The sequence below is a fragment of the Microbacterium sp. NPDC008134 genome (genome assembly GCF_042957055.1).
In the GTDB taxonomy this organism is placed as follows: domain Bacteria; phylum Actinomycetota; class Actinomycetes; order Actinomycetales; family Microbacteriaceae; genus Microbacterium.
In genome coordinates this window covers 775,280-802,213 of record NZ_JBIBHO010000001.1, presented here as the reverse complement: position 1 = coordinate 802,213, position 26,934 = coordinate 775,280, and the positions used below count along the sequence as shown (strand labels likewise).

At 69.8% G+C, this 26,934-nt stretch carries 27 protein-coding genes; 5 read left to right on the top strand and 22 right to left on the bottom strand.

The features are described 5' to 3' along the window. Position 1 precedes the first annotated feature (1 nt). The 10 genes from ACFY9N_RS03725 to ACFY9N_RS03680 form a co-directional block, all read right to left on the bottom strand. Positions 2-619 (bottom strand): hypothetical protein, encoded by a 618-nt coding sequence (locus ACFY9N_RS03725; protein WP_391476920.1) that lies wholly within the window; start codon positions 617-619, stop codon positions 2-4. A gap of 75 nt (positions 620-694) precedes the next feature. Then, positions 695-2,368 (bottom strand): ABC transporter ATP-binding protein, encoded by a 1,674-nt coding sequence (locus ACFY9N_RS03720; protein ID WP_391476919.1) that lies wholly within the window; start codon positions 2,366-2,368, stop codon positions 695-697. 17 nt (positions 2,369-2,385) lie between these two features. Then, positions 2,386-3,336: an ABC transporter permease gene (locus ACFY9N_RS03715; RefSeq protein WP_391476918.1), complete on the bottom strand. Its 951-nt coding sequence runs from the start codon at positions 3,334-3,336 to the stop codon at positions 2,386-2,388. A 34-nt stretch (positions 3,337-3,370) separates the two neighbouring features. Further along, positions 3,371-4,375, bottom strand: a complete 1,005-nt coding sequence (locus ACFY9N_RS03710; RefSeq protein ID WP_391476917.1) for an ABC transporter permease — start codon at positions 4,373-4,375, stop codon at positions 3,371-3,373. Between the two features lie 120 nt (positions 4,376-4,495). After that, positions 4,496-6,169: an ABC transporter substrate-binding protein gene (locus ACFY9N_RS03705; RefSeq protein WP_391476916.1), complete on the bottom strand. Its 1,674-nt coding sequence runs from the start codon at positions 6,167-6,169 to the stop codon at positions 4,496-4,498. A 167-nt stretch (positions 6,170-6,336) separates the two neighbouring features. Next, positions 6,337-7,200 (bottom strand): MurR/RpiR family transcriptional regulator, encoded by an 864-nt coding sequence (locus ACFY9N_RS03700; RefSeq protein ID WP_391476915.1) that lies wholly within the window; start codon positions 7,198-7,200, stop codon positions 6,337-6,339. A 14-nt stretch (positions 7,201-7,214) separates the two neighbouring features. Continuing rightward, positions 7,215-8,699, bottom strand: a complete 1,485-nt coding sequence (locus tag ACFY9N_RS03695) for a glycoside hydrolase family 3 N-terminal domain-containing protein (RefSeq protein WP_391476914.1) — start codon at positions 8,697-8,699, stop codon at positions 7,215-7,217. Further along, positions 8,696-9,529, bottom strand: coding sequence for a carbohydrate ABC transporter permease (locus ACFY9N_RS03690; protein ID WP_391476913.1), 834 nt, complete (start codon positions 9,527-9,529; stop codon positions 8,696-8,698). The genes ACFY9N_RS03695 and ACFY9N_RS03690 overlap by 4 nt, the downstream gene beginning before the upstream one ends. After that, positions 9,526-10,500: a carbohydrate ABC transporter permease gene (locus ACFY9N_RS03685; protein ID WP_391476912.1), complete on the bottom strand. Its 975-nt coding sequence runs from the start codon at positions 10,498-10,500 to the stop codon at positions 9,526-9,528. The genes ACFY9N_RS03690 and ACFY9N_RS03685 overlap by 4 nt, the downstream gene beginning before the upstream one ends. Positions 10,501-10,515: 15 nt before the next feature. Continuing rightward, on the bottom strand, positions 10,516-11,802 hold the full coding sequence (locus ACFY9N_RS03680) for a sugar ABC transporter substrate-binding protein (RefSeq protein WP_391476911.1): 1,287 nt from the start codon (positions 11,800-11,802) through the stop codon (positions 10,516-10,518). 180 nt (positions 11,803-11,982) lie between these two features. Here ACFY9N_RS03680 and ACFY9N_RS03675 point away from each other — a divergent pair, with 180 nt between their 5' ends. The 4 genes from ACFY9N_RS03675 (at position 11,983) to ACFY9N_RS03660 (ending at position 15,298) form a co-directional block, all read left to right on the top strand. Further along, a complete protein-coding gene (locus tag ACFY9N_RS03675) occupies positions 11,983-13,242 on the top strand; it encodes an LCP family protein (protein ID WP_391476910.1) in 1,260 nt (419 codons plus the stop codon). A 32-nt stretch (positions 13,243-13,274) separates the two neighbouring features. Further along, on the top strand, positions 13,275-14,135 hold the full coding sequence (locus ACFY9N_RS03670) for a spermidine synthase (protein WP_391476909.1): 861 nt from the start codon (positions 13,275-13,277) through the stop codon (positions 14,133-14,135). Between the two features lie 92 nt (positions 14,136-14,227). Continuing rightward, the gene (locus tag ACFY9N_RS03665; RefSeq protein ID WP_391476908.1) at positions 14,228-14,755 is read left to right on the top strand and encodes a hypothetical protein; all 528 of its coding nucleotides are present in this window, start codon (positions 14,228-14,230) and stop codon (positions 14,753-14,755) included. A 54-nt stretch (positions 14,756-14,809) separates the two neighbouring features. Next, complete coding sequence (locus tag ACFY9N_RS03660) at positions 14,810-15,298, top strand: SprT-like domain-containing protein (RefSeq protein WP_391476907.1); 489 nt, start codon at positions 14,810-14,812, stop codon at positions 15,296-15,298. A gap of 11 nt (positions 15,299-15,309) precedes the next feature. Here the strand turns inward: ACFY9N_RS03660 and ACFY9N_RS03655 are convergent, their stop codons facing one another. From ACFY9N_RS03655 to ACFY9N_RS03600, 12 genes are all read right to left on the bottom strand, one after another. After that, positions 15,310-15,768: a DUF3054 domain-containing protein gene (locus ACFY9N_RS03655; RefSeq protein WP_391476906.1), complete on the bottom strand. Its 459-nt coding sequence runs from the start codon at positions 15,766-15,768 to the stop codon at positions 15,310-15,312. Positions 15,769-15,832: 64 nt separating this feature from the next. After that, on the bottom strand, positions 15,833-16,459 hold the full coding sequence (locus ACFY9N_RS03650; RefSeq protein WP_391476905.1) for a 2-phosphosulfolactate phosphatase: 627 nt from the start codon (positions 16,457-16,459) through the stop codon (positions 15,833-15,835). A gap of 28 nt (positions 16,460-16,487) precedes the next feature. Continuing rightward, positions 16,488-17,963 carry an FtsX-like permease family protein gene (locus tag ACFY9N_RS03645; RefSeq protein ID WP_391476904.1) on the bottom strand — a complete coding sequence of 492 codons (1,476 nt, stop codon included), beginning with the start codon at positions 17,961-17,963 and terminating at the stop codon, positions 16,488-16,490. After that, the gene (locus ACFY9N_RS03640; RefSeq protein WP_391476903.1) at positions 17,960-18,721 is read right to left on the bottom strand and encodes an ABC transporter ATP-binding protein; all 762 of its coding nucleotides are present in this window, start codon (positions 18,719-18,721) and stop codon (positions 17,960-17,962) included. Before ACFY9N_RS03640 ends, ACFY9N_RS03645 begins: the two co-directional genes overlap by 4 nt. Positions 18,722-18,836: 115 nt before the next feature. Beyond that, on the bottom strand, positions 18,837-19,472 hold the full coding sequence (locus ACFY9N_RS03635) for a response regulator (RefSeq protein ID WP_391476902.1): 636 nt from the start codon (positions 19,470-19,472) through the stop codon (positions 18,837-18,839). Between the two features lie 16 nt (positions 19,473-19,488). After that, on the bottom strand, positions 19,489-20,685 hold the full coding sequence (locus ACFY9N_RS03630; RefSeq protein ID WP_391476901.1) for a sensor histidine kinase: 1,197 nt from the start codon (positions 20,683-20,685) through the stop codon (positions 19,489-19,491). Positions 20,686-20,778: 93 nt separating this feature from the next. Next, positions 20,779-21,570, bottom strand: a complete 792-nt coding sequence (locus ACFY9N_RS03625; RefSeq protein WP_391476900.1) for a class I SAM-dependent methyltransferase — start codon at positions 21,568-21,570, stop codon at positions 20,779-20,781. 18 nt (positions 21,571-21,588) lie between these two features. Continuing rightward, the gene (locus ACFY9N_RS03620) at positions 21,589-22,428 is read right to left on the bottom strand and encodes an AAA family ATPase (RefSeq protein ID WP_391476899.1); all 840 of its coding nucleotides are present in this window, start codon (positions 22,426-22,428) and stop codon (positions 21,589-21,591) included. A gap of 22 nt (positions 22,429-22,450) precedes the next feature. Beyond that, complete coding sequence (locus ACFY9N_RS03615; protein ID WP_391476898.1) at positions 22,451-23,593, bottom strand: AMP-binding protein; 1,143 nt, start codon at positions 23,591-23,593, stop codon at positions 22,451-22,453. 24 nt (positions 23,594-23,617) lie between these two features. Then, positions 23,618-24,565: a 1,4-dihydroxy-2-naphthoyl-CoA synthase gene (locus ACFY9N_RS03610; RefSeq protein WP_391476897.1), complete on the bottom strand. Its 948-nt coding sequence runs from the start codon at positions 24,563-24,565 to the stop codon at positions 23,618-23,620. Further along, entirely contained in the window at positions 24,562-25,533 is a 972-nt protein-coding gene (locus ACFY9N_RS03605) for a permease prefix domain 1-containing protein (RefSeq protein ID WP_391476896.1), read from the bottom strand. The genes ACFY9N_RS03610 and ACFY9N_RS03605 overlap by 4 nt, the downstream gene beginning before the upstream one ends. A gap of 1 nt (position 25,534) precedes the next feature. Next, positions 25,535-25,864: a PadR family transcriptional regulator gene (locus ACFY9N_RS03600; RefSeq protein ID WP_391476895.1), complete on the bottom strand. Its 330-nt coding sequence runs from the start codon at positions 25,862-25,864 to the stop codon at positions 25,535-25,537. 90 nt (positions 25,865-25,954) lie between these two features. Here ACFY9N_RS03600 and ACFY9N_RS03595 point away from each other — a divergent pair, with 90 nt between their 5' ends. After that, positions 25,955-26,932 (top strand): o-succinylbenzoate synthase, encoded by a 978-nt coding sequence (locus ACFY9N_RS03595; protein WP_391476894.1) that lies wholly within the window; start codon positions 25,955-25,957, stop codon positions 26,930-26,932. Positions 26,933-26,934 lie beyond the last annotated feature (2 nt).

Below are 26,934 nucleotides of genomic sequence, written 5' to 3'. Positions count from 1 at the left end.
GTTACACCCACGTCCAGGTGACGAGGACCGACTCGGCGATCTGCTGGCGCTCGGTCGCCGGCACGGTGTCACTGAAGGAGAAGGTGACGATGTACGTCTGGTCCGCGCTGCTGACGTAGTACTGGTCGACCGAGTACGTGATGGAGCCGCTCGACATGGCCGCCGAGATGTGCGCCGACTCGGCACCGGCGATCGAGACGCGATCGTGCACGACGATGTCCGTCGCGCCGGCGGCCTCGAGCTCCGACAGGCCCATGGTCTCGACCTGGTCGGGCGTCACGACGCCGAGCGGAGTCTTGAGCACGTTGACGTTGTCGGCGAAACCGTCGGTGTCCTGGAGATTCGCGGCGAAGCTGTCGGGATCGAACCCGGGGAGCTCCTGCTGCGGGTCGTCCCATCCGGCCGGGACGACGAAGGTGTACCCGTCGCCGGAGATCGTCGTTCCCGTCGCGGGCGCGGCATCGAGCTCTCCCGCCGTCGACTCCTCGGTCGAGGACTCGGCCCCGCTCCGCGACGACGAGCCACCCGACTCCTCCACGGTCGGGATCAGCGTCGAGCACCCGGTGAGCGTGAGGGCGGCGACGACGAGCAGGGCGGCGGAACGAAGAGGCGTGCGCATGCGAGACATGCTAGCGATTGCCTATGACATCGAAGGTCGGGCGACGGTTCTCTGTGGAGAACCGCCGCCCACCCCTCACGACGCGATGTCGAGCTCGTTCCCGGGAATCGACGCGAGCAGGCGGCGCGTGTACGGGTCGCGCGGGTTCGTGAAGATCTCCTCCGACGATGCGGCCTCGACCAGAGCGCCGTCCTTCATGACGCACACGTAGTCGCTGATCAACCGAACCACGGCGAGGTCGTGCGAGATGAAGAGGTAACTGAGCCCGTACTCGCTCTGCAGATCGCCGAGCAGCGTGAGGATCTGATCCTGCACGAGCACGTCGAGGGCCGAGACCGGCTCGTCGCACACGATGAGGTCGGGTGAGAGTGCGAGCGCCCGCGCGATCGCGACGCGCTGGCGCTGACCGCCCGACAGCTCCGACGGATAGCGCCCGAGCATCGACTGCGGCAGCGCCACGTCGTCGAGCAGCTGGCGCACGCGCGCCCGGCGCTCCGCCCCGCTCCCCCGCCGGTAGAAATCGAGGGGCTCGGCGATCAGTCGTTCGATCGTGAACATCGGATTCAGGCTGGAGTACGGGTCCTGGAAGATCGGTTGCACGCGCTGGCGGAAGTCGCGCGTCTCGGCACGGGTGAGCGAGGCGACGTCCTTGCCCTCGAACCGGATCAGACCGCTGGTGGGCTCGATCAGCTTCAACAGCATCCGCGCCGTCGTCGTCTTGCCCGACCCGGACTCCCCCACGATCGCGACCGTCTCGCCGCGCGGGATCGCGAGCGACACGTCGTTCACGGCGACGAAGTCCTCGCCGCGCCCGCGCACCGGGTACACCTTGGTGAGGCCCTCGATCTCGACGATGTTGTCGGCCCCGGGCGCAGAGTCCGCCGGGTCGACGGAAGCGTCGGCCCCGGCATCCGCTCGTTCCTCGACCTGGAAGGCCTCCGGCCGCAGACGCGCCGCCGCCACCGACGGGGCGGCCTTCACGAGCGACTGGGTGTACGGATGCTGCGGGTCCTCGAGGATCTGGCGAGCGGGCCCCTGCTCGACGACCTTGCCGCGGTGCATCACCACGACCCGCTCCGCCCGCTCGGCGGCGAGACCGAGGTCGTGCGTGATGAGCAGCACCGCAGTGCCGAGCTCGCGCGTCATCGCCCCGATCTGGTCGAGGATCGTGCGCTGCACCGTGACGTCGAGCGCACTGGTCGGTTCGTCGGCGATCAGCAGACGGGGCTTGCAGGCGAGTCCGATCGCGATCAGCGCGCGCTGACGCATGCCGCCCGAGAACTCGTGCGGGTACTGCTTCGCACGTTTCTCGGGGTCGGGGAGGCCCGCGGCCGTGAGAGCCTCGACGACCTTCTCCTGCACGTTCTGCCGGGTGGCGAGTCCGTGCGCGAGCAGGGTCTCGGCGACCTGGGTGCCGACCTTCGCGACGGGGTTGAGGTTCGACATCGGATCCTGCGGAACCAGACCGATGTCGCGTCCGCGGATCGTGCGCAGCTCGTTCTCACCGGCGTGCGCGATGTCGCGCCCGTCGAGGCGGATGCTGCCGCTGGCGACCCTGCCCCCTCCCGCGAGCAGGCCGATGATGGCCATCGCCGTCGTCGACTTGCCCGAGCCGGACTCGCCGACGATCGCGACCGTCTCCCCGGCCGAGATCTCGAGGTCGACACCCTCGACCGCGTGCACGACGCCGTCCATGGTGGTGAAGTCGACCGCGAGTCCCTCGACCGAGAGCAGCGGAGTGTCGTTCATCGTGTTCTCCTGGGCGTTCATCGGGCACGTGTCCTCGGGTCCATGGCCTCGCGCAGCGCTTCACCGAACAGCGTGAAGCCGAGCGCGGTGACCGCGATGCAGATGCCGGGCAGGAACGCCAGCCACGGCGCGATCGATAGCTCGGCCTGTGCGTAGGTGAGCATGCGCCCCCACTCGGCCGTCTCGGGGCGACCGCCGCCGAGACCGAGGAACGACAGCGCCGCGGCATCGATCACGGCGGTCGCGAGCGTCAGCGTGCCCTGCACGATGACCGGGCCGATCGCGTTCGGCAGCACGTGCGACATGGTGATGCGGCCCCGACCGAGACCGAGGGTCTGCGCCGAGAGCACGTAGTCGCTCGACCGCTGCTGCAGCATCGACGCGCGCAGCAGGCGCGCGAAGATCGGCACCTGCGAGGCCCCGATCGCGATCATCACCGCGAACGGCGTCTGACCGAGGATCGCCGCGATCGAGACGGCGAGCAGCAGGTTCGGCACCGAGAGGATGATGTCGACGAAGCGCATGATCACGGTGTCGACCCAGCCGCCGAAGGTGCCGGCGATGAGGCCGAGCAGCATGCCGCCGATGAGTCCCATCGCGGTCGAGACGACACCCACGAGCAGCGAGGCCCTGGCGCCCCAGATGAGCTTCGAGAGCACGTCGCCGCCGAACCGGTCGAGGCCGAGCGGGAACTGCGGCAGCTCCCCCGGTCCCGGGATGTAGGTCGGGGTGATGAACTTCGCGCCCGGGAGAGCGGTCTCGGGGTAGGGGGCGAGCAGCGGGGCGAGGCCCGCCACGAGCAGGAAGAGCAGCACGATGATCACGCCGATCCATGCCGTGGGGTTGCGGCGCAGACGCCGGAAGACGTCGCGCCAGAACCCGCCGGGTCCTTCCTTGATGCCGGCCTGGGCGATCGCGACGGTGTCGATGACGCCGCCGCCCTGGGCGGGTGGGAGTGCGACGCTCATGACATCGCCCCCTTCCGGATGCCGGTGATGGTCGTCATTGGACCCTCACTCTCGGGTCGATGAAGCTGTAAGAGACGTCCACCGCGAGGTTGATCAGCGCATAGGCGATCGCGATGAAGATGATGAAGCCCTGCAGCACCGGGAAATCTCGGGTGAAGATCGCCCTGGCCAGGAACGATCCGATCCCCGGGAAGGCGAACACCGTTTCGGTGAGCACCGCCCCCGAGATGAGAAGGCCGGTCTGCAGTCCGATCGTCGTGATGACGGGGAGCATGGCGTTGCGCAGGATGAAACGGCTGCGCAGCGTCGACGTTCCGACGCCCTTGGCCCGCCCGGTACGCACGTAGTCGGCGTTCTGCACCTCGAGCACGCTCGCGCGCGTGATGCGCACGATGATCGCGAGCGGGATCGTTCCCAACGCCAGCGCCGGGAGGATCAGGTGCAGGATCGCGTCCCACGCGGCGTCGAACTCGCCGGTGATGATGCCGTCCCACACGTAGAAGCCCGTGGGATGGGTGGCATCGATCCTCGGATTCTGCCGCCCGTCGGAGGGCAGCCATCCGAGCTGCACCGCGAAGACGTATTTGAGGATGAACGCGAGGAAGAACACCGGGATCGTGATGCCGATGAGGCTCAGCACGACCGAGGCGTGGTCGCTGAACTTGCCGTGACGGCGAGCCGCCCAGTAGCCCAGCGGGATGCCGACGCCCACCGCGAAGATGAGCGCGACGACACTCAACTCGATCGTGGCCGGGAAGCGGCGGAAGAACTCCTCGACGACCGGACGGTTGGTCTGGATCGAGGTACCGAAGTCGCCCTGCAGCAGTCTGGTCACCCAGACGAAGTACTGCTCGATGAGCGGTTTGTTGAATCCGTAGAGTTCGTTGACCCTCTCGATGGCCTCGGGGGTCGCCTTCTCACCGAGAAGCGCGACGGCCGGGCCGCCGGGGAGGGCTCTGACCCAGGCGAACAGCAGGATGCTGAGGCCGATCAGAGTGGGGATGAGGAACAGCAGTCGCCCGCCGATGGTGCGCAGCACAGAGATCTCCGTAGATCGGGCGCGCACCCTTCGTCTCGCTCCGCTCGCTCAGGGACCGGGAGGTTCGGTCCCTGAGCGAGGAGCGGAGCGACGAGACGAAGGGTGCAGCGCCGGTCGGGCCTACTTGGTGAGGACGATGTCCGTGAAGACCTCGTCGTTCACCGGGCTGGCCGGGTAGCTCTTGACGCGCGGGTCGAACGCCAGCGTGGGCGCCGGGTGCGCGAGCGGAACACCGGGGATGAACTGCGCGACCATCTCGTTGATCTCTTCGTACAGCGCCGTCTGGTCCTCGAGGTTCGAGACGCCGCGCGCCTCGGTCAGCTTCTGGAACAGTTCGGGGTTGTCGAAGCCCCACTCGGAGCTCTGCTGGCCGAAGAAGACGCCGACGAAGTTGTCGGTGTCGTTGTAGTCACCGGTCCACCCGAGCAGGTGGATGCCGTGGTCGGACGTGCCGGTCGTGCGGTCGAGGTACTCGACCCACTCCTCCGAGACCGGGGTGGTCTCGACGCCGACCTCGGTGAGCTGCGACGACAGCACGGTGAAGATCTGCTCGGGGTCCGGCATGTAGGGACGCGAGACGTTGACCGGGTAGTTGAAGGTGAGCTTCAGCGGGTTGGCCTCGTCGTAGCCGGCTTCGGCGAGCAGCGCCTTGGCCTTCTCGGGGTCGTAGTCGTAGGTGGTGACGTCGGGGTTGTATCCGTTGACGACCTCGGGCACGAACTCGATGGCCTTCTCGGTTCCCTCGGGGAGCACCTGGCTGATCAGCGCGTCCTTGTCGACCGCGTACGAGAGCGCCTCGCGGACCTTCGGGTCCTGCAGCTCGGGGATCGCCTGGTTGAACGCCAGGTAGAGGATCGTGAACGGCGGACGCGACACCATGGTGAAGCCGTCGTCCTCGAGCGCCTGGGTGTCGGCCGGGCCGACGAGGTCGTAGCCGTCGATCGAGCCGGACTCCAGCGCCTGGCGGCGAGCGGTGGGGTCGTCGATCGTGCGGAAGATGATCTCGTCGATCTGTCCGGCGTCGCCCCAGTAGCCGTCGTAGGCCTTGAGCGTGACCTGCTCGCCCGGAGCCCACTCCTCGAACTGGTAGGGGCCGGTACCGACCGGGTGACCCATCGCGTACTCCGAGAGCTGCGGGGCCTCGGCGGATCCGCCGACCTCGTCGGCGCCGAACTCCTGCATGGCCGAGGGGCTCTGCATCGCGAAAGACGGCAGCGACAGCGAGGCCACGAAACCGGCGAAGGGCTTGTTCAGGTCGATCGTGACCGAGTAGTCGCCGTCGGGCGTGCACGACTTGTAGACGGCATCCGCCGCGGTGTCGGCGTAGCCCTTGAAGAGCTTGTTGTAGTAGTAGCCGAAGGCTTCGGACGCGGCGAGGCCGGTCCAGTTGTACCAACGGTCGAAGTTGACGCACACGGCTTCGGCGTTGAACGGGGTTCCGTCCTGGAAGGTCACGTCCTCCTTGAGAGTGAAGGTGTGGCTCATGCCGTCCTCCGACGACTCCCAGCTCTCGGCGAGGAGCGGCGCGGGGTCGGCCGTTCCCGGCTCGGTGCCGACGAGTCCCTCGAAGATCTGACGGGAGACCCGGAAGCTCTCGCCGTCCTGCGCGAACGCGGGGTCGAGGCTGGCCGGGTCGGACGATGCGGCGAAGACGAAGGTTCCGTCGACGTCGCCGGAACCTTCCGAATCGTTGTCGCCTCGCTCGCTCGCGACACAACCCGCGAGGGCCAGGGCGGCGATCGTCGCCCCCGTGATGGCGACGAGACCGCGTCGTCGAAGTGGTGACTGGTGCATGTGTGAACCTTCCCTGTGGGGCGTTTCGCTGCGCATGCGGGCATCGTCGCCCGCATGGTGATTCCCTCGACGCTACTCAGTGCATGTTGGTATGCCAAGCATCTGGCGTTACGAGAGTGTTGCGATCCGGTATCGCGGTCCCCGGGCCCCGGTCTCAGAAGTGGATTTCAGCGGCGGTGGTGCACCGCGGCGTCGTGCGTGAGGCGCAGAGGGATCGCCACGGGCTCTCCCCGGTGTTGCACGACGCGCACGAAGAGCACGTCGACGAGGGCCAGCTGCGCGATGCGACTCGACATCGCCGCCATACGGAACGGCGACTCGTAGGCGTGCGTGAGGAGCACCAGTTCGGCGGTCCGCGCGAGCGAGGAATCCGCGACGCCGGTCACCGCAACGGTGAGCGCACCGGCATCCCGCGCCACCTCCAGCGCACGCAGCGTCTCGACCGTCTCCCCGCTGTGCGAGAACGCGACCGCGACGTCGTCGGAGGTGCGCAGCGAGGCCGCGGTGAGCGCGAGATGCGGGTCGGCGGAGTGCGAGACGGCGCTGCCGATGCGCGACAGTTTCAGCTGCAGATCCTGCGCGGCGAGAGAGGACGCCGCCTGTCCGAAGAGGTCGATGTGGCGGGCGTCGACGATCGCCCGCGCCACCCGGTCGAGGGTCGCCGCATCGAGCCCGTGCGCGGTCTTCTCGATCGCGTCGATCTGCTGCGCCGCGAGTTTCGCGGCGATCGTCGCCGGGCCGTCGTCCGCCGAGATCGTGGTCGAATCCAGCCCGAACCGCGCCTGCTGCGCCTGGGCCAGCGTCACCGATCGCGCGACCGCCACCCGCAGTTCGCGGTACCCGCTGAAACCCAGCGACTGCGCGAAACGCGCGACGGTCGACAGCGACGTGCTGCACAGCTCGGCGAGATCGGTGATGGCGAGTTCAACGACCAGCATCGGGTCGTCGAGGATGCGCTCGGCCACCCGCGTCTCCGCCGCGCTCAGCTTGGGGACCGAGCGGCGGACCAGCGCGAGAACGTCGTCGTCCATCGTGCGCACTCGTCTCAGCCGGCAGCGCCGACCAACCGCTCTCGTGCCATCCGCGCGCCCAGCCTGCTGGCGGCTCCGACCTCGATCGTCGGTAGCGGGAGCGCCGTGCGTGCGGCGAGGCCCACATTCACGACGACCGCACCGGGGTCGCGCACGGCGGCGCGCTCCACGAGCGCGCGCTGCGCGGCATCCGTGTCGGGACGGTCGATGAGCAGCACGGTCGTGCCCTCCGTCGCCACCGCGTCGTCGAGCACCCGGTCCTGCTCCTCCACCGAGGTGTGCGCGACGTCGAGACGCACCCGGCGTCCGTCGTCGGCGAGCGTCGACGAGACGTACGCCGAAGCGCTGTCGACGGCCAGCGTCGACCGACGCCGCGCGTCGACGATCGAGAGGACGGATGCTGCGGCCGGCGCGTCTCCGACGACGCTGATCGCACGGCGCACGACGTCGGTCGCATCGAACTCGTCGGCGTCCTCCGTCACCGCGTCCGCGGCCGCACGGAGCTTGCGCGCGAGCGCCGACACCCGGGCGGCGGCCTCCTCGACACGGGCACGCGAGAGCGACCCGTCGCGGAGCGCCGCGACGATGCCGTCGCGCGCGGCGCGGAAGTCGCGCTCGTCCTGGTCGGGCAGGGCGTCGTCGCCGGGGTTCGTCGGGTTGCCGATGCAGAGCAGGTCGGCACCGGCGGCGAGGGCCTGAGCCGCTCCCCCGCCGATCCCGACGGTCTCGCGGATCGCGGCCATGTCGAGAGCATCCGTGATGATGACGCCCTCGAATCCCCAGTCGCGCAACATGCCGAGCACGCGCGGATTGAGGGTGGCGGGCTGGTCGCCCCACGCCGGAACGACGATGTGGGCGGTCATGATGCTGTCGACGCCCGCCTCGACCGCGGCACGGAACGGCGCGAGGTGCACCCGCTCGTACTCGTCGATGTCGAGCGTGATCTCGGGCAGCGCGTGGTGCGAGTCGAGGTGCGTGTCGCCGTGACCCGGGAAGTGCTTGATGCAGGCGGCGACCGCGCCGTCCTGGATGCCGTCGACCGCGGCGATCACGTGGCGGGTGACGAGCGGCTCCTCCGAGCCGAATGCCCGCACGCCGATCACGGGGTTGCGGGGGTCGGTGTTGACGTCGGCGACGGGTCCCAGCACGACGTTCGCGCCGACCGCGCGCACGCGACGGGCGAGCTCGGCGCCCGTGCGCTCCGTCGCGACGAGGTCGTCGAGCGTGCCGAGCTGCGCGGCACCGGGGAGCGTCGAACCGGTGGCCGACTCGAGGCGGGTGACGCTGCCGCCCTCCTCGTCGACGCCGATCAGCGCGTCCGGGTTCGCGGCGAGGATCTCGGCGCTCAGTGCCGGGAGCCCCTCGCCCACGTTCTGCCCGAAGTACACGACACCGGCGAGGCCGTCGCGCAACTCGGAGGTCAGCCACGCGGGCGCCTCGGTGCCGAAGAAGCCCGGCCAGAGCACGCCGTTCGCGAGGCGCTCGAGGTCGTCGGTCATCCCTTCACGGCTCCCGCCACCATGCCCGACGCCAGTCGGCGCTGCACGATCACGAAGAAGACCATGACCGGGAGGGTGATGATCGTCGAAGCCGCCATGATGCTGCCCCAATCGTTCGCGAACAGACCGAAGAACGACTTGAGGCCGATCGAGACCGTGTACTGGTCGGTCTCGGCGCCGAGGATCGTCATCGCGAAGATGAACTCGTTCCACGCCGTGATGAAGCTGAAGATGCTCGTCGCGACGAGACCAGGCATGACCAGCGGCAGCAGGATCGAGCGGAACATGCGCCACCAGCTCGCACCGTCGATGTACGCCGCTTCTTCGAGCTCGACGGGGACGGCCGCGACGAATCCGCGCAGCATCCAGATGCCGAAGGCGAGCGACAGTGCGACGTACACGACCATCAGGCCGAGGATGCTGTTGAGCAGGCCCAGGGTCTTGACCTGCAGGAACAGCGGGATGACGAGCGCCTCGAGCGGCACCATCTGCACGACGAGGATCATCATGAGGATCGTCGTGCGGAACTTGAACTTGAAGCGGGCGACCGCGACGGCGGCGAGCAGGCACACCAGGGCGCTGACGAGCACCGTCACGAGGGCCACGATCGCGGAGTTGCGGAGGAACGTGCCGAAGCCGCCCTCGGTGAGCACGAACGCGAAGTTGTCGAAGGTGAACTCCTGCGGCAGGAGCGACTGCCCACCGGACGACGCCTTCTTGTCGAAGGCGCTGGAGACCATCCAGTAGACGGGGAACAGCGTGAAGATCAGGACGGCCGCGACGGCGATCCCGATACCGATGCGGGAGCGGAGGGATTCGCGCGGGTTCACAGCTCGTCCTCCTTCATGAGGGATCGGATGTACACGATCGTGATGCCGATCAGCACGAGGGTCAGCAGCACGGCGAGGGCCGCACCGAAGCCGTAGCGGTTCTGGCCGAAGGACTCGACGTACGACCAGACGCCGAGGTTGAGCACCTGGCGGTTACCGCCGCCACCGCCGGGCATCAGGTAGACCTGCGCGAAGACCTTGAAGTCCCAGATCGTCGACAGGATGATCACGACCGAGAAGACGGGCTTGAGGGTCGGGAAGATGATCTTCCAGAACCGGCGCCAGGCGCCGGCGCCGTCGAGGGCTGCGGCCTCGAGCATCTCCTTCGAGACGCCCAGGAGCCCGGCGAGCACGGTGATCGCGACGAACGGGAAGCCGTGGTGCACGACGTTCAGCAAGACGATCGCGTAGAACGACCACTGGTTCGTGAACCAGTTGACCGACGCATCCATGAGGCCGAGGTCCTTGAGGACCGCGTTGAAGATGCCGCGGTCGGCATCGAAGATGAAGGTCCAGACGTAGGTGCCGGTCACCGCGGGCATCGCCCAGGCGACCATGATGCAGCTCGAGACGATGACGCGCCACGTGGTGCCGAGCCGCGCGAGCAGCAGGGCGACGAGCGTGCCGACCGCCACGGTGGCGAAGACCGCCACCGCGGCGAACCCGACGGTGTTGGGCAGGACCACCGTCCACAGGGTCGGGTTGGTGAGCGCCTCGACGTAGTTGTCGAAGCCGATCCAATTGCTCTCCCCGGTGTTGATCTCGCGCAGACCGTAGTCCTGCAGCGAGTAGATGAACACCTGGACGAGCGGCCAGAGCATGAGCACCCCGAGGATGATCAGCCCGGGCGCGAGAAGGAGCCAGGGGCGGGCCGTGACGATCGAGAGACCGCGACGCTTCCGGCCGCCGGCCACGGAGGCGGAGGGGGACTCCGCCTTCGTGGCCGGCAGTGGCGCTTGCACCATCGACATGGAAGGGATGCTTCCTTACTGGTTGAGCAGGTCCGTCATCTCAGCGGCGGCATCCTTCGTCGCGGTCGCGACGTCCTTCTGCCCGCTGAGGATGGCCTGGATCATGGAGTTGGTCGTCTTCTTCGCCTGGACGGCGCCGAAGTTCGGGGTGACCGGGACGGATGCTCCGCCGTCGACCATCTGCTCGGCGAACGGTGCGACGAGCGGGTCGGTCGAGGCGAGGGCCTCCTCCATCGCGGACTGGACGCCCGGGAAGTAGCCGGTCTCGTTCGACCACTGCTCGGCGAACTCGCCGGTGGTCATGAGCTTGACGAACTCCCACGCGAGGTCGGCGTTCTTGGTGGTGTTGAAGACCGAGAGGTGCGATCCACCGAGCACGGACGGGGCGATGCCGCCGTCTTCGCCGGGGATGACCGCCGCGCCGATCTTGCCCTCGAGGTCGGGGTTCGCCTCGATGAGCGACTTCGGCGTCCACGAGCCCGAGAGCATCATGGCGACGTTGCCCTGCGTGAACGCGTCACGGAGGTCGGTCTCCTTCCAGGTGGTGGCACCTGCGGAGGAGAAGCCGTGCTCGGTGGCGAGACCGGTGTAGAACTCGATGCCGGCCTGCGACTCGGTGCTGTCGAGCTCGCTGGTCCAGGTGTCGCCGTCCTTCGTGGCGATCTCCCCGCCCGCGCCCCAGACCCAGGGGTAGACCTGGAACTCGGCGTCACCGGGGACCGGGAACGGGAGCATGTCGGGCTTGGCGGCCTTGATGGCGTCGCCCGCGGCGATGATGTCGTCCCACGTCTTCGGAGCCTCGAGACCGAGCTCCTCGAACACGTCGGCGCGGTAGACGAGCGAACGAACGCCGGCATACCACGGCATGCCGTAGAGCTCCTCGTCGTAGGTGCCCGCGACCTCGAGGCCCTCGACCAGGTCGTCGCGCAGGCCGTCCTCGGCGTCGACGTACTCGTCGAGCGGGAGGAGGGCGCCGGCGTCGGCGAACTCGGCGGTCCAGGTGGTGCCGGTCTCGGCGATGTCGGGGGTCGTGCCGCCGGCGATCGAGGTGACGAAGCGATCGTGCGCGTCAGCCCACTGGATCTCCTCGATGTTGACCGTCGCTCCGGTCTCCTCTTCGAAGGCCGCGGAGACCTTGTCGTAGAAAGCGGTGGAATCCGGGTTGGTGCCCTTCATGATCCAGACGGTGAGCTCCTGGCCCTCTCCGTCTGCTGCTCCGCCGTTGTCGCCGCCGGCACAGCCGGCCAGCGCGAGCGAAGCCACGGCGCCGAGCGCCACGACCGGAAGAATGCGCTTGTGCATCAGTGGATCTCCTCTTTGAAACGTCCTGGGGATGACGAGTGGGTGCTCGTCCTGTCGAATAAGTATCCACGACTAACTAATTCCCGGCAAGTTTTTCACACGATCGTCACATGCTTGTGACAATTGTTTCCGTGACTGCTTTCCCAGGCATCCTGCCGAGGGTCTGACTATGCTCTCGGGATGCCTCGCTCCCGCCACAAGGACCGATCCACCGTCGCCCGCCATGCTCCCCTCCCCACCCCGGGGCCGATGAAGGGCTTCCTCAAGATCGCGGGGATCAGCCTCGGCGTCATCCTGGTGTCGGCGATCGCCGTCGGCGCCTTCGTCGTCGTCGATTACATCAACCGCTTCAATGCGGATGCCGTCGCCCTCGAGGGCGCTCCGGAGGTCGAGCCCCCGTCGATCAGCGCCTTCCCGGGAGAGTTCAGCGTGCTGCTCGTCGGCACCGACGAGTGCGGCGAGGTCTCGAGCGGACTCCTCGGCGAGCGCTGCTCCGAAGCGGACGGCGGAGTGCTCAACGACGTCAACCTGCTCGTGCACGTGTCTGCCGAGCCCCGCAACGTCACGGTGGTCTCCCTGCCGCGCGACCTCATGATCGAGACCCCCGAGTGCACGCGCGAGGACGGCTCGATCGCCTCGGCGACCAGCAAGACCCAGATCAACTCGATCTACCAGAACGCCGGCCTCTCGTGCGTCGCCAAGACCCTCACCGACCTCAGCGGCGTCGAGATCCCGTTCGCCGCGCAAATCGATTTCGACGGCGTCATGGCGGTCACGGATGCCGTCGGCGGCGTCGAGGTCTGCATCGGCGGCGACGGCATCAGCGACGAGCAGACCGGCATCGACTACTGGGCGCCCGGCCCCCGTACCGTCTCGGGATACGAAGCGCTCCAGTTCATCCGCACCCGGTACGGCGTCGGCGACGGCAGCGACATGGCACGGGTGTCGAACCAGCAGCAGTACATGTCGCGCCTGGTGAAGAAGATCCTCAGCGACGAGGTGCTCAGCGATCCCGGGAAGGTGCTCTCCCTCGCCAACACCGTCGCCGACAACATCAACCCCAGCACCGAGCTCGGCAACCCCGTGCGCATCGCGCAGCTCGCCCTCTCGATCAAGGACGTGCCGTTCAGCGACTTCGTGTTCGTGCAGTACCCCGTGTTCGAGGATCCCGACAACAGCAACCGTGTGGTCCCGAACTACGACGCCGCCGAGACGCTCTGGGCGGCGCTCGCGGCAGGGCAGCCCGTGCAGCTCACCGGGGACGCCACGAACAACGAGGGCGTCGAGCTCGTCGATCCGGGAACCGGGACCGACCAGGGCACCACTCCCTCGACGGATGCTCCGGCGACCGCGACCCCGGCCCCTCGCGCCACGCTCGACCCGAGCATCTCGGGCCAGACCGCCGAACAGGAGACCTGCTCCAACGGCCGCCAGCGCTGACCGGCACGGCACGAGCGCGTAGGCTCGCAGACATGGGACGGATGCGTGCACGCGACACCGAGCATCCGCAGGCGAAGCTCGATCACGGTGGCGTCGCCAGCATCGCCCCCTCGGAGTTCACGAGCGGTTTCGAGCTCATCGTCGACGGCACCCCGCAGTCGCACGTCGACCTCGACGACCCGACGCACCTGCACTTCGAGTACATCGTGCGCATGGGCGCCGTGATCGACCAACTGCCCGCGGGCCCGCTCACCGCCGTGCACCTCGGTGCGGGAGCGCTGACCGTGCCGCGCTACATCGACGCCACCCGCCCGGGCTCCCGGCAACAGGTGATCGAGTGGGAGGCGCCGCTCGCGGCACTCGTGCGCGAACACCTCCCCCTCCCGAAGGGCGCGTCGATCCGCATCCGCATCGGGGACGCGCGCGAGGGCGTGCAGAAACTCCCCGCTGCTCTCACCGGCGCGTGCGACCTCGTCGTGTCGGACGTCTACTCCGGCGCGCAGACGCCCGCGCACCTCACCAGCGTCGAGTTCTACGGCGAGGTCTCGCAGCTGCTCTCCCCCGGAGGAGTGCTGCTCATCAACGTCGCCGACGGCCCCGGTCTCGCGTTCGCGCGCCGGCAGGTCGCGACCGTCGCCACGGTGCTCCCCGAGGTCGCGGTGCTCGCCGACACGCAGGTGCTCAAGGGGCGCCGGTTCGGCAACCTCGTGGTCGCGGCATCCGCCTCTCCCCTGCCCACCGAGTGGCTGCCGCGCCTGCTCGCCGCGGGTCCGCATCCGGCGAAGATCGCGCAGGGAGCCGAGGTGAAGACGTTCGTCCAGGGTGCGCTCATCGTGACCGACGCGGATGCCGTCGCCTCCCCCCGCCCGGACGCCTCGCTCTTCCTGCGCTGATCCGCATCCGGGATGCGGGCGCGTGGGCGCGCCGACCCGAGGACCGCGCGAACGGCATGCAGACTGGACGGGGACGCTGCGGAAGGAGAGCAATGAGTTTCATCCGGGGATACGACCGGGAGAACCTCCGCGAGTTGGTCGACATCGACGAGTGCGCGGCACGGCTCGAAGAGATCGAGGGCCAGCGCAGCCTTCCCGCTCTGCTGGAGCGCGTGTGGCTGCTGAAAGTGCTGGGACGCCTCGACGAGGCGCTCGCCCTCGCGGAGACGACGGTGCGACAGGCCCGCATGGCGGGCACGCGGAAGGACGTGTTGCGCGCCCGCGTGCTGCGCGCGACGGTGCAGCAGTTCCGGGGTGCGCACGCCGCCGCCGAGCAGGAGCTCGCCGCGTGCGCCGAGGAGGCGGAGGGGCAGGGCTGGATCACGATCGCCGCCTTCGCTCATCAGCACCGCGGCAAGAACGCCTTCGACGCCGAGGACTTCGACACCGCTCGCGACAGCTTCAAGCAGTCGCTCTTCCTGCGCCGCGAGGCCGGGGCGGCCGATCGCGAGCTCGAGGTGACGCTGCTGGCGATCGAGGCGGCGGAGCGCCGCCGCCCGACGCAGCTCGTCGCCGGCTGACCCCGTACACCCGCCGTTCGCCCCGGTGTCGGTGGCATGGCTTAGCCTGAGCGCATGGCGGATCTTGACCGTGTGCGCATCTGGGGCGAGGCGCTCCTGACGATGTACCTCGACGACTCCTGGTCGTTCGGCTTCGACCATGCCAAGCGACGTGCCGGGCAGTGCGACTACACGAAGAAGCGCATCACCGTCTCGCGCTATCTCGCGGCGCGCTTCGACGACGACGAGATCCACCAGGTGCTCCTCCATGAGGTCGCTCACGCTCTCGCCGGGCACGCCGCCGCCCACGGCCCGGCGTGGAAGCGCGTCGCGCGAGACCTCGGCTACGTCGGCGGCACCACGCACCGCGGCGAGACCGCCGTCGAGCTCGCCCCTTGGATCGGGCGCTGCCCGGCCGGGCACGAGACTTTCCGGCATCGCCGGCCGACCCGGGCCACCTCGTGCGCCCAGTGCTCGCGCACCTTCGACCAGCGGTACCTCTTCGCGTGGACACGCCGCGAGATCACGGCCGATGTGAAGCTCGCCGCTCAGGCGCCGCGCTAGGCCGATCCGCGCTAGAGAGCGCGCGGGTCGTCGCTCGGCTCCTCCGGGGCGATGGCATCCCGGTCGACAGGATCCTCGCCCTCACCCCCCGGGCCGGCCATCACCGAGCGCGACGCCCGGCCACGACGCACCAGCGCCGTGACCGCCCGCCATCCGACCAGCAGAACCCCGAGGGTCAGCGTCGCGACGATGATGAACGCGAGCTGAGCGGTGTCTCCCGTCGCCACGCGCAGCAGCATGCCGCCGGCGACGGTCACGACCCAGACCACCACACCCCACAGCACCGACCACGGGCGGCGCGGACGCCCGGGCAGCAGCGCGGCGAGCACGTGGCCGACGATCAGCGCGACCAGGAAGGGCCACGCCGTGATCAGGAAACCGGCGGGGCTCTCGTCGTGCGAGGCGCGGCCGATCACGGCGAAGATCAGAACCAGCACGGCGTCGACGATGACTGCGGGGAGGAACCTCATGCCCCGACCCTACGCTCGTGCTCCGCGCCGAGGGCGCTGCGCCCGGGCGTGCCGCCCCGCTGACTCAGCCGAAGGCCGTGAACACCCGGTCGCGGAACACGGGCACCGCCGAGACGGCGTCGAGACGGGATGCTGCGGCGACCGCCTCGGCATCTGCGCTGTCTCGGGCCGAACCGCTCGCCGAGATCAGGTGCCCGAGCGCGCGGCGCAGGGCTCGGAAGCCCTCGGCCGCGACCGCCGCGTCGGGCGCGGTGTGATCGATGCCGAGGTCGGTGAGCGCCGCGATGATCGCTCCCGCGGCGAGGTGGTCTTCGACCGCGAAGCGCACGTCGTTCGAGCCGTCCCGCTCCCCCGCCGCGATCAGCGCGACGGAGGTCCGCGCCTGCCGCTCTTCCTGGATCGCCTGCACGGTGCGCGCGACGGCGGTGGCATTGCGGATGCCGCCGACCAGCACCGTCGCCCCTCCCGCGGCCGAGGTCACGGCGAGGGCCGGGGCCACGGGGTCCGGCGACCAGGTGGCCGCCTCGGGCAGCTCGATCGTGGCACCGTCGGCGACGGCATCCGCCAGTCTCGTGGAGAAATGCAGCACGTCGACGATCACGACCACGTCCGATTCGGCGAGCCGCTCGAGGCCGGCGAGGCCCCAGTCGAGGCGGACCTGGTAGGTGGACTGATCGAACGGCGACGGCATCCGTCCAGCCTATGCGGCACGTGACGCGTCAGTCGGCCGCCAGCGCCTCGACCGGCGCGACGCGCGTCGCGAGGCGGGTCGGCGTCGCGGCGGCGACGAGCGTCAGCACCGCCGTCGCGACCACGATGATCACGACGGGCACCCACGGCACCTGCGGAGCGACGAGCCCGGCGGGCGTGAAGTCGGGCAGTACCGGCACCGAGCCGAGCAGAGACTGCGCGGCGATCCACCCGTAGACGATACCGAGCACGAGACCCGTGAGCGTCGCCGCCACCGTGATGTGCGTCGCCTCGAGCAGCACCATCCGGCGCACCTGCCCGTTCGACAGCCCGATCGACCGCAGCAGACCGAGCTCGCGGCGCCGCTGCACGACCCCGATCGTGAGCAGGTTGACGAGCCCGACGGCGGCGATCACGGCCGAGACCGCGACGAGCACCATCATGATCGAGGCGAAGGCGTCGAACGGCGCGAAGAACTCCGGCGGAACCTCTTCGGAGGTCTGGCTCATCATCAGCCGCTTCGCCGACTCCAGCGCGACCGCGAACATCGTCACGAGGGTGACCCCCATCACGACGCCGATCGCCATGCGCGACGAGCGCTCGGGGTACCGCAGGGCGTTCTCGGCGGCGAGGCGTGCCGTGGCGGAGGACCCGAACAGGCGTCCGACCAGTCGCAGCACCGGCGGCATGAACAGCACCGAGCCGAGAGCGAGTCCGGTGAACGAGAGCAGTCCTCCCAAGAAGGCGATGACCACCCCGAGCGGGGTCACGAGACCTGCGAGCACGCCGCCCGCGAGCAGCGCGGCCCCGGCGATCAGGAGCACCCAGGCGCCGACGTGCCGCCCGGCTCTGCCCGACACCTCGTCGTGGGCGCGCTCGACCGACCCGCCGATCGCCTGCAGCGGCGTCACCGTGAGCACACGGCGCGACCCGGCCCAAGCCGCAGCCCAGGTCGTGAGCGCGACCCCGGCTGCCGGCAGCAGCAGGAACGGCTGTGCGAGCGTGAAGTCCGACGGGACGTTCGCGATGACCATGCCGCCGACCTGCACGCCGAGCGCGGCGAACGCGACACCGACGATCACGCCGGTGAGCGCGCCGATCACGCCGACGACGAGTCCCTGGCGCCCGACCTCCGCCCGCTGCGAGCGCGCGGTCGCCCCGATCAGACGCATCAGCGCGATCTGACGGGTGCGCCCGGCGATGATCGTCGAGAACGTGTTGGCGGTGACGATCGCGGCGACGTACATGGCGACCGCTGTGAGCAGCACCGAGAGGATGCCGACGACGATGGCGAGCGTCTCGCTGTCGCCGATGAACGGGTCGGCCTGCAGCACCGCGCCGATGAACGCGGTCACCTCGACGAGGATCACCCCGAACGCCGCCGACAGCGCGGCGACCAGGATGCTCGCTCCCATGCCGCGATCGCGCAGCCACGCGAGGCGCGGGGCTGTGGCGGAGGTCTCGGGAACGACGGTGCCGATGACGGAGGCGCCGGCCGCGGTCATGCCGACACCTCGGCGGCGAGCATGTACGCCGAGATCTCCTCGGCGGTCTGACGCGGGTGGTCGGCGACGATGCGACCGTCTCCGAGGTAGAGCACGCGGTCGGCGTGGCTGGCGGCGATCGCGTCGTGCGTGACCATCGCGATCGACTGCCCGTGCTCGCGACTCGCTGCCTGCAGCAATTGGAGCACCTCACGGCCGGTCTTCGAATCGAGGTTTCCCGTCGGCTCGTCGGCGAACACGAGATCGGGTGCCGTGGCGAGCGCACGAGCGATGGCCACGCGCTGCTGCTGCCCGCCCGAGAGCTGGTGCGGACGGTGACGCAGGCGCGACCCCAGGCCCAGGGTGTCGATGAGACCGTCGATGCGGGCACGCTCCAGCGCGCTCGGCCGACGCCCGTCGAGTTCGAACGGCAGCAGGATGTTGCCCAGCGCATCGAGGGTGGGCACCAGGTTGAACGCCTGGAAGATGAACCCCACCCGGCGGCGGCGCAGGATCGTGAGGTCGAGGTCGCCGAGACCCGTGATCTCGGTGTCGCCGATGAACGCGCGCCCCTCGGTCGGGGTGTCGAGGCCGGCCATGATGTGCATGAGCGTCGACTTGCCCGAGCCCGACGGGCCCATGATCGCGGTGAACTGGCCACGGCGGATGCCGACGCTGACGTCGTCGAGCGCGCGGACCTCTCCCTCGCCGGAGCCGTATGTCTTCTTCAGGTGCTGGACGCGGGCGGCGAGGCCCAGGTCGGTGGTCGTGATCTCCATGTCACCGACGCTACGGAGCGGGTGCCGTCGCGGTCGTCGCCCGGCGGATGCATCCGTCTCCGCCTGGAGGATGATCCCGGAGAGACCGGAGACGGATGCTCAGGCGAGGCCGTGCTCAGGCGAGGCCGTGCTCGAACGCGAACACGACGAGCTGCACGCGGTCGCGCAGGCCGAGCTTGGCGAGGATGCGACTGATGTGCGTCTTGACGGTCGCCTCGCTGAGGAACTCGCGCGTTGCGATCTCGCCGTTCGAGAGGCCCCGCGCGGCGAGCGCGAAGATCTCCCGCTCGCGGTCGGTGAGGTCGGCGAACTGCGGCGGGACCGGGGTCGGCGCCTCGGAGAAATGCGCGAACAGCTCTCGGGTGGCGGACGCCGCGATCACGCTCGAGCCCGCGTGCACGGTGCGCACGGCGGCGAGCAGGAACTCGGGGTCGGCGTCCTTGAGCAGGAAGCCGCTCGCGCCCTGACGGATGGCGCGAGCAGCGGCTTCGTCGAGGTCGAAGGTCGTGAGCATCACGATGCGCGGCGCGTCGGGCCGCTGGAGGATCTCGGCGGTCGCCGTGAGGCCGTCCATCACCGGCATCCGGATGTCCATGAGCACGACGTCGGGCCGGGTCTGCTGCACGACGTCGAGGGCCTCGCGTCCGTCACCGGCTTCGCCGACGACTTCGAGGTCGGGCTGCGACGCGATCAGCATCCGCACGCCGGCGCGGAAGAGCGACTGGTCGTCGACGAGGACGACTCTGATCATGACGGGACTCCTCTGGTCACGCGGGGTGTCCGATCGGCAGCATGCCGTAGACGTGGAACTGCGCTCCGCGGCGCTCGGCCTGCAGACTACCGCCGACGAGCTGAGCGCGCTCGCGCATGCCGATCAGGCCGTGTCCGCCCTGCCCGAGCTGGACGGGAGCAGGACCCGGCGCGACGGTGTTCGCCACCCGGATCTCCACCCGATCGGGCAGCCAGGCCAGGTGCACGTCGACGGCGCCGTCGCCGTGCCGGATGGCATTCGTCAGTGCCTCCTGCAGGATGCGGTACACCGCGAGTTGGATGGCTGCCGGCGGCTCACCCGGCGGCATGGGGTCGACCGTGATCCGCGGCTCGATGCCGGCGTGCCGCACCTGCGCGAAGAGGGTCTCGAGGTCGGCGAGGGTGGGCTGCGGCCCATCACCCTGACGGTGACGCAGCTGGGTGAGCAGCATCCGCACGTCCGACAGCGCACCGCGGGCGGTCTGCGCGATCGTGCCCAGCGCCTCGGTCGCGATCTCGGGCTTCGCCGCGGCGGCGTAGCGCGCGCCGTCGGCCTGCGCGATCACGACGGCGAGCGAGTGTGCGACGACGTCGTGCATGTCGCGGGCGATGCGCACGCGTTCCTGCTCCTCGGCGGCCATGGTCTCGGCCTGCGCCCGCGCCACCTGGGTGGCCCGCCCCGAGAGGATCACCCGCCAGAGGAAGCCGGCCCCCCACGACATCACCATGACGAGCACGAAAACCGAGGCGAGGAGCGCGGCGATGAGCGCGGCGCGCAACGCGCTGGCGGCGTCCGTCAGCAACTCACCCGACCACACGACACCGAAGTACGCACCGCCGACCAGTCCGCCGCCGAGAGCCGAGATCCCGCCGATCCACAGCAGGCGGGTGGTGCCCCACGCAGCGGTCGCGAACAGCACGACGAGGATGCCGAGGTCATAGGCGGCGGGTGGGAGACCGAGCCCCATCTGCACGACGGCACCGAACCACGCGACGCACAGTGCCAGAGCGGGTGACAGGCGCGCGATCGCGGCGGCCCCCCAGAGCACGAGCCCGACGACGACGTAGGCGACGACTGCCGCCGACCCGTCCGGAATCCACGCGCTGAGGCCGGCTGCACCCATGACGAACGTCAGGGGCGTCGTGATGGCGAAGCCGACGACGGCGCCGACGATGTCGACGACGAGCCAGGCGCGGGAGATGGGGCGGATCACTCCTTCACGCTACGCGAGCGGCTCGGCGGCCGCGTCCGCCTCGCGATGTATCCGGATGCATCGCGAGGACCAGGCGGGAGTCCGATCCGGGGCTCAGGCGCGGGCGATGATCTCGCCGTGCGGCACGAGATACCAGCCGTCACCGGCATCCGCCCAGCGCTTCCAGGCGTCGCTGATCGACTGCAGCTCGGAGCGGCCGGCGAGCCCGCTGTCGACGAGCTGACGCGCGAGCGCCGATTCGAGGATGCGGTCGGCCCACATGCCACCCCACCAGGCCCGCTCCTCGGGAGTGGCGTAGCACCAGGTGGATGCCGTCGCCGTGACGTCGTCGAATCCGGCGGCGCGCGCCCACGAGAGCAGGCGCCGTCCGGCGTCGGGTTCGCCGCCGTTCGCGCGCGCGGCTTCGCGGTAGAGGCGCAGCCACTCGTCGAGCTCGGGCAGCGCCGGGAACCAGATGAACCCGGCGTAGTCGGCGTCGCGCGCGGCGACGATGCCCCCGGGCACCGTGACCCGGCGCATCTCGCGCAGGGCCTGAACCGGATCACCGACGTGCTGCAGCACCTGGTGCGTGTGAACGACGTCGAAGCTGTCATCGGCGAACGACAGCGCGTGCACGTCTTCGATCGAGAAGTCGACGTTCGTCAGGCCGCGATCGGCTATGAGGTTCTGCGAGAGCGCGAGGGCGCTCTCGTCGATTTCGGTCGCCGTGACGCGACCGACCACGGTCGCGAAGTCGGCCGTGATGCTGCCCGGGCCCGCCCCGACATCGAGCAGCCGGGTGGCCGGTGCGAGGTGCGGCCGGAGGTACTCCGCGGAGTTCGCGATGGTGCGGGTGTTGTGCGAGCGGAGGACGGACTCGTGGTGTCCGTGGGTGTACGTGGCCATGCTCCAGTCTGGCACCGCTCAGGCGTGGCTCCGCACGAACCGTACGGACGCCGGAGCGAACGCCTGCCTCACGCTGACGGGGTCGATGTCGACGGATGCGACGACGACCGTGGTTTCCGCTCCGATCGAGGCGAACAGCGCCTGCATCTCAACGGTGTTCTCGAGGCCGATCTTCGACGGCTCCCACGCCACGAGCGAGAGCCGCGCGACGTCGACGAATCCGGTCCGCTCACCGCGGGACCACGCGGCGGAGGCCATCTCCCAGCCGATGCGCGAGGCGTCTGCCGGGCGCGCACCCGTGATCCAGACGACACGCCCCGGCCCGGCCGCCTGGGGTGGGCCCAGCGGCTCGGCGATCCGCCGACGGAGCGTACGGAGGTGTTGCACCCGGTCCGCCGTCTCGGCGATCGAGAGCGCATCGGTCGGAACGCGCACCCACTCCGCAGGGGCTCGGCGCGCCTCGTCGCCGCCGACCGCCACCACGCGCTCGACCTCTTCCTCAGACCACCCGCGTGTTTTCAGCCGTCGGCGCCGGGTCGCGGCCGAGGCATCGAGCCAGTACGAGGTGACCTGGGCCGACGTGTCGGGCGGACGAGTCGGCTCGACCACGCCGGACACCACGAGAAGGTCCGTCCCCTCCGCGTGGAATCGCCGTGCCACCCGCTCTAGAGCGCGCTCCTTGAGCGACCAGCGATCGGGGTCGTCGTCCGGGGCCGGGTAGCACATACCCAACTGATCGATGTCGACATGGGCCACCCGCTCGCCCGCGCCCCGGAAGCGCGCGAAGAGCTCGGCGGCGACGGCGCTCTTGCCGACACCGGGAACACCGGCCAGGCGCAGGATGTGCACGCCCCCCACTTTAGGCAGAGGGGCCGAGTCGTCAGTGCAGCTCGGCCGCGATGCGACGGATCGCCTCACGGTCGGGCTTGCCCGACGCCAGTGTCGCGATCTCGTCGACCAGGATCAAGCGCGCCGGACGCGCGTGCTTGCCGAGCGCCTCGGCGACCGCGTCGCGCGCCTGCACGAGCTGGTCGGATTCGCTGCGGCGAAGCACCTCGCCGCGCGCGGCGACGATGACCGATGCCTCTCCCCACCGCTCGTCGGCGACGCCGACCACCACGGCCTGGCGGAGGCCGGGCACCTGGCGCACGATCCGCTCGACCCGGTCCAGGGAGATGTTGATGCCGCCCGAGACGATCACGTTGTCGGCGCGACCGTGCACCCGCACGACGCCGTCGTCGACGAGACCGAGGTCACCCGTGCGGTACCAGCGGATGCCGTGCTCGTCGCGCACGAACATCCGCGCGGTCAGTTCGTCGTCGCCGAGATAGCCGTCGGCGAGCATGGGTCCCGCGATACGGAGTTCGCCGTCGACCGTGCGCACCGACACGGTGTCGAGGGGAACACCGTCGTACACGCATCCGCCGCTGGTCTCGGTCGAACCGTAGGTGCGCACGAGGTGCACGCCGAGATCGGATGCTTGCTCCCGCAGCGGCTCGGGCAGGGCCTGTCCCCCGACGAGGAGCGCGCGATAGGCCTGCAGCGCGGCGCGCACGGCGACGTCGTCCGCCGCTTCGAGCAGCGTCGCCACCTGCGCCGGTACGAGCGAGGTGAACAGCGCCTCGTCTCCGTGGCGAAGCATCGACAGCGTGGCGTGCGCGAACGCCTCGGGAGAGAACCGTCCCGTCAGCGCGACCGGCTCGGTGCCCGCGAGTATCGACCGCACGAGGACCTGGAGCCCGGCGACGTACCCGGTCGGGAGGGCGAGCAGCCAGCGACCCGCGCCGATGCGTCCGGCGGTCGCTTCGGCGCTCGTGCGCAGCGCCTCGGCGCTCAACGCCACGCGTTTGGGGATGCCGCTCGACCCCGAGGTCGCGATGACGACGGCGGTTCCCGCCGGGACCCGCTCGGGCACATCGGCGAGCATCCCGAACCCGAGCGCCGGCCCGCCGTCGAGCGCCCGGTGCAGCGCGAGACCCAGCTGGTGCGGGTCATCGGCCTCGATGGGGATCAGCGCGGTCATGATGGCTTCTCCGTCGTCAGTTCCTCAGTAGTGCCAGGGGAACGACGACCAGTCGGGGTCGCGCTTCTCGAGGAACGAGTCGCGTCCCTCGACGGCCTCGTCGGTACCGTAGGCGAGACGCGTCGCCTCGCCCGCGAAGACCTGCTGACCGACGAGCCCGTCGTCGACGGCGTTGAACGCGAACTTGAGCATGCGGATCGCGGTGGGCGACTTCGTCAGCACGGTGCGCGCCATCTTCAGCGCCTCGCGCTCGAGTTCGGCGTGCGGCACGACGCGGTTGACCGCACCCATCTCGTAGGCGCGCTGCGCCGAGTACTCCTCGGCAAGGAAGAACACCTCGCGGGCGATCTTCTGACCGGTCTCGCGGGCCATGTACGCCGAGCCGTATCCGGCGTCGAAGCTGCCGACGTCGGCATCCGTCTGCTTGAAACGCCCGTGCTCGGCGCTGGCGATCGTCAAGTCGCAGACCACGTGCAGCGAATGCCCGCCGCCGGCCGCCCACCCGGGCACGACCGCGATGACGACCTTGGGCATGAAGCGGATCAGACGCTGCACCTCGAGGATGTGGAGGCGGCCCAACGAGGCGGGAGACGGAGAAGCCTGGGTCCCTGAGTCCCCGCCATGGGTCCCTGAGCCTGTCGAAGGGTCGGAGTACTTGTACCCGTCGCGCCCGCGGATGCGCTGGTCGCCGCCCGAGCAGAACGCCCACCCGCCGTCCTTCGCGCTGGGTCCGTTGCCGGTGAGCAGCACGGCGCCGATACGCGGGTCCTGACGGGCGATGTCGAGGGCGCGGTAGAGCTCGTCGACCGTGTGCGGGCGGAAGGCGTTGCGCACGTCCGGCCGGTGGAACGCGATGCGGGCGATTCCTCCGTCGTTCGAGACGTGGGCGGTGATGTCGGTGTAGTCCTCGGCTCCGGGCGCGAGCTGCCACTCGGCGGGGTCGAACAGGTCGGAGACGAATGCGCTGGTCACGCTTCCACCCTATTCCCGCGCTCGGCGCGCGCCGTCTTGATCCATCCGTCGACGATGTCCCAGATCGGGAAGGCGACGATGCAGAACCCGGTCACGATGCCCACGATGCGCCACGCCTCGGCGGTGACATCGCCGCCGACGAACTCGATGAACGCCGGGTTGATGAGGTCGCCGCGCACGAGCAGCGTCAGCGCCCAGCTGAGGAACGCCACGGCGAGCACCGTGTTGACGACGGCCAGCGCGGTGGTCCAGCGTCCGCGGGCGTAGATCGCGATCGCGAGGAGCACCTCGGCGACGATCAGCACGAAGAGCACGGCGATGCCCCAGGGCCACAGGCCCGGATGCAGGATGGCGATCGGGTCGCCGCCGGTCGGGAAGAAACCGAGCATCGAGTCCCAGAAGACCGCCCCGACGGCAGCGCCGAGGAAGACCAGCGCGGCGATCACCTCGGCCCGCCCGGCCCCCTGCTCGGGTGTCTCGGGGAGCTGGTCGACGTCCCATTCCGGCAGGCTCGACTCGCTGTTCGTGCGCTCGAGGATGAAGAACACCAGCGTCGTCCAGAACGCGATGTGCACGATCGAGCTGAGCGACGCGGCGATCGATGACCCGATCACCTCGCCGACGGGCGCCTGGGCGATCACCTGCCCGAGGGCGACGCCGCCGAGGACGCACACCGGAACGATGATCAGCAGCAGCTTGAGCAGGCGCCACCACGCAAGGTAGAACCGCGGGCCGATCAGGTGCAGCGGCCGATCGGCGTAGCTGGCGGCGAGGATGCCGGGGTCGCCGAGCTCGGTGAGCACGGCGCGCTCGGCCTCGGCGGGGGTCTCCCCCTGTTCGAGGCGGGCCTCGACGGCATCCGCGATGGAGGCCTCGAGCTCGGCCCGGACGTCGTCCTGCGCCGTGGGCGGGAGGCTGCGGATGGTGGCGCCGATGTAGCGCTCGGTGAGGGTGGCGGTGGAGGTCATCTCAGTTCTCCTCGGTGAGGGTGGCGATCGCGACGGTGAGCGCGCGCCATTCGTCTGTCAGGGCGTCGGCGAGGCGGATGCCTGCGTCCGACGTGCGGTAGAACTTGCGGGGCCGAGCCTCGTCGGTGTTCCACTCGCTCGTGAGGTATTCCTGCTTCTCGAGGCGGCGCAGGAGGGGATAGAGGGTGTTGGCGTCGGTCGCGAACCCACGCGTCTCGAGCTCTTCGAGCAGGCCGTAGCCGTAGCCCGCGGTGCGCAGCAGCTGCAGGCAGGCGAGCACGACGGTTCCCCGTCGCAATTCCTGCAGGTGCGTGTCGAGCGTCTCGTTCATGTCGATCACATTACTGTGCGCCACACACCATTGTCAATGACACATCGTTGTGACGATGAGAAATCGAAGCCGGGGAGCAGAATGAGACGCATGACGCCAGAACTCCGCGACATCCTCTCCACCGCGCGCGTGGTCGCCCTGCCGATGCACACGCGATTCCGAGGGGTCGACACCCGGGAGGCGCTGCTCTTCGAAGGCCCCGAGGGGTGGGCCGAGTTCTCGCCGTTCGTCGAATACGCGGATGCCGAGGCCGCGACCTGGCTCACCGCAGCGATCGACTTCGCCTGGAACCCGCAGCCCTCGCCTCTGCGCGACGGCATCCGCGTCAACGCCACGATCCCGGCCGTCGACGCCGAGCGCGTGCCGGAGGTGCTCGCACGCTTCTCCGGATGCCGTACCGCCAAGGTGAAGGTCGCCGAGCCCGGGCAGACGCTCGCCGACGACGTCGCGCGCGTGCGCGCGGTGCGCGAGGCGATGGGGCCGGAGGGCCGCGTCCGCCTCGACGCGAACGGCCTGTGGAACGTCGACGAGGCCGAGCACGCCGTCCACGCACTCAACGAGTTCGACCTCGAGTACGTCGAACAGCCCTGCGCGACGGTCGACGAACTCGCCGAGCTGCGCACCCGCGTGAAGTACCTCGGCATCCCGGTCGCCGCCGACGAGAGCATCCGCAAGTCGTCCGACCCGCTCGCCGTGGCACGGGCCGGCGCCGCCGATCTGATCGTCGTGAAGGCGCAACCGCTCGGCGGGGTGACGCACGCACTACAGATCATCGCGGCCACGGGACTCCCGGCCGTCGTCTCGAGCGCCCTCGACACCGCGGTCGGCCTTTCGCAGGGCGCGGCCCTCGCCGCCGCCCTCCCCCGACTCGACTACGACTGCGGGCTCGGCACGGCATCGCTCTTTCTCGACGACGTCGCCGACCGGCGCCCTCACGACGGCGCGATCCCCGCCGGCCGCGTCACCCCCGAGGGAGCCGGCCTTGACCGCCTCGCGGCCTCCGACGACCGTCGCGACTGGTGGCTCGCCCGTCTCGAACGCACCTTCCGGGTGCTCGACGCGAGCTGAGA

Coding starts and splice junctions, on each gene's coding strand:
- ACFY9N_RS03650 (WP_391476905.1), bottom strand. CDS start 16,459: ATGCCGTCGCCGTTCGATCAGTCCACCTACCAGGTCCGCCTCGACTGG.
- ACFY9N_RS03595 (WP_391476894.1), top strand. CDS start 25,955: ATGACGCCAGAACTCCGCGACATCCTCTCCACCGCGCGCGTGGTCGCC.
- ACFY9N_RS03625 (WP_391476900.1), bottom strand. CDS start 21,570: ATGGCCACGTACACCCACGGACACCACGAGTCCGTCCTCCGCTCGCAC.
- ACFY9N_RS03700 (WP_391476915.1), bottom strand. CDS start 7,200: ATGGACGACGACGTTCTCGCGCTGGTCCGCCGCTCGGTCCCCAAGCTG.
- ACFY9N_RS03715 (WP_391476918.1), bottom strand. CDS start 3,336: ATGAGCGTCGCACTCCCACCCGCCCAGGGCGGCGGCGTCATCGACACC.
- ACFY9N_RS03605 (WP_391476896.1), bottom strand. CDS start 25,533: ATGACCTCCACCGCCACCCTCACCGAGCGCTACATCGGCGCCACCATC.
- ACFY9N_RS03675 (WP_391476910.1), top strand. CDS start 11,983: ATGCCTCGCTCCCGCCACAAGGACCGATCCACCGTCGCCCGCCATGCT.
- ACFY9N_RS03640 (WP_391476903.1), bottom strand. CDS start 18,721: ATGGAGATCACGACCACCGACCTGGGCCTCGCCGCCCGCGTCCAGCAC.
- ACFY9N_RS03685 (WP_391476912.1), bottom strand. CDS start 10,500: ATGTCGATGGTGCAAGCGCCACTGCCGGCCACGAAGGCGGAGTCCCCC.
- ACFY9N_RS03725 (WP_391476920.1), bottom strand. CDS start 619: ATGCGCACGCCTCTTCGTTCCGCCGCCCTGCTCGTCGTCGCCGCCCTC.
- ACFY9N_RS03655 (WP_391476906.1), bottom strand. CDS start 15,768: ATGAGGTTCCTCCCCGCAGTCATCGTCGACGCCGTGCTGGTTCTGATC.
- ACFY9N_RS03720 (WP_391476919.1), bottom strand. CDS start 2,368: ATGAACGACACTCCGCTGCTCTCGGTCGAGGGACTCGCGGTCGACTTC.
- ACFY9N_RS03600 (WP_391476895.1), bottom strand. CDS start 25,864: ATGAACGAGACGCTCGACACGCACCTGCAGGAATTGCGACGGGGAACC.
- ACFY9N_RS03645 (WP_391476904.1), bottom strand. CDS start 17,963: ATGACCGCGGCCGGCGCCTCCGTCATCGGCACCGTCGTTCCCGAGACC.
- ACFY9N_RS03680 (WP_391476911.1), bottom strand. CDS start 11,802: ATGCACAAGCGCATTCTTCCGGTCGTGGCGCTCGGCGCCGTGGCTTCG.
- ACFY9N_RS03635 (WP_391476902.1), bottom strand. CDS start 19,472: ATGATCAGAGTCGTCCTCGTCGACGACCAGTCGCTCTTCCGCGCCGGC.
- ACFY9N_RS03660 (WP_391476907.1), top strand. CDS start 14,810: ATGGCGGATCTTGACCGTGTGCGCATCTGGGGCGAGGCGCTCCTGACG.
- ACFY9N_RS03705 (WP_391476916.1), bottom strand. CDS start 6,169: ATGCACCAGTCACCACTTCGACGACGCGGTCTCGTCGCCATCACGGGG.
- ACFY9N_RS03665 (WP_391476908.1), top strand. CDS start 14,228: ATGAGTTTCATCCGGGGATACGACCGGGAGAACCTCCGCGAGTTGGTC.
- ACFY9N_RS03670 (WP_391476909.1), top strand. CDS start 13,275: ATGGGACGGATGCGTGCACGCGACACCGAGCATCCGCAGGCGAAGCTC.
- ACFY9N_RS03615 (WP_391476898.1), bottom strand. CDS start 23,593: ATGACCGCGCTGATCCCCATCGAGGCCGATGACCCGCACCAGCTGGGT.
- ACFY9N_RS03695 (WP_391476914.1), bottom strand. CDS start 8,699: ATGACCGACGACCTCGAGCGCCTCGCGAACGGCGTGCTCTGGCCGGGC.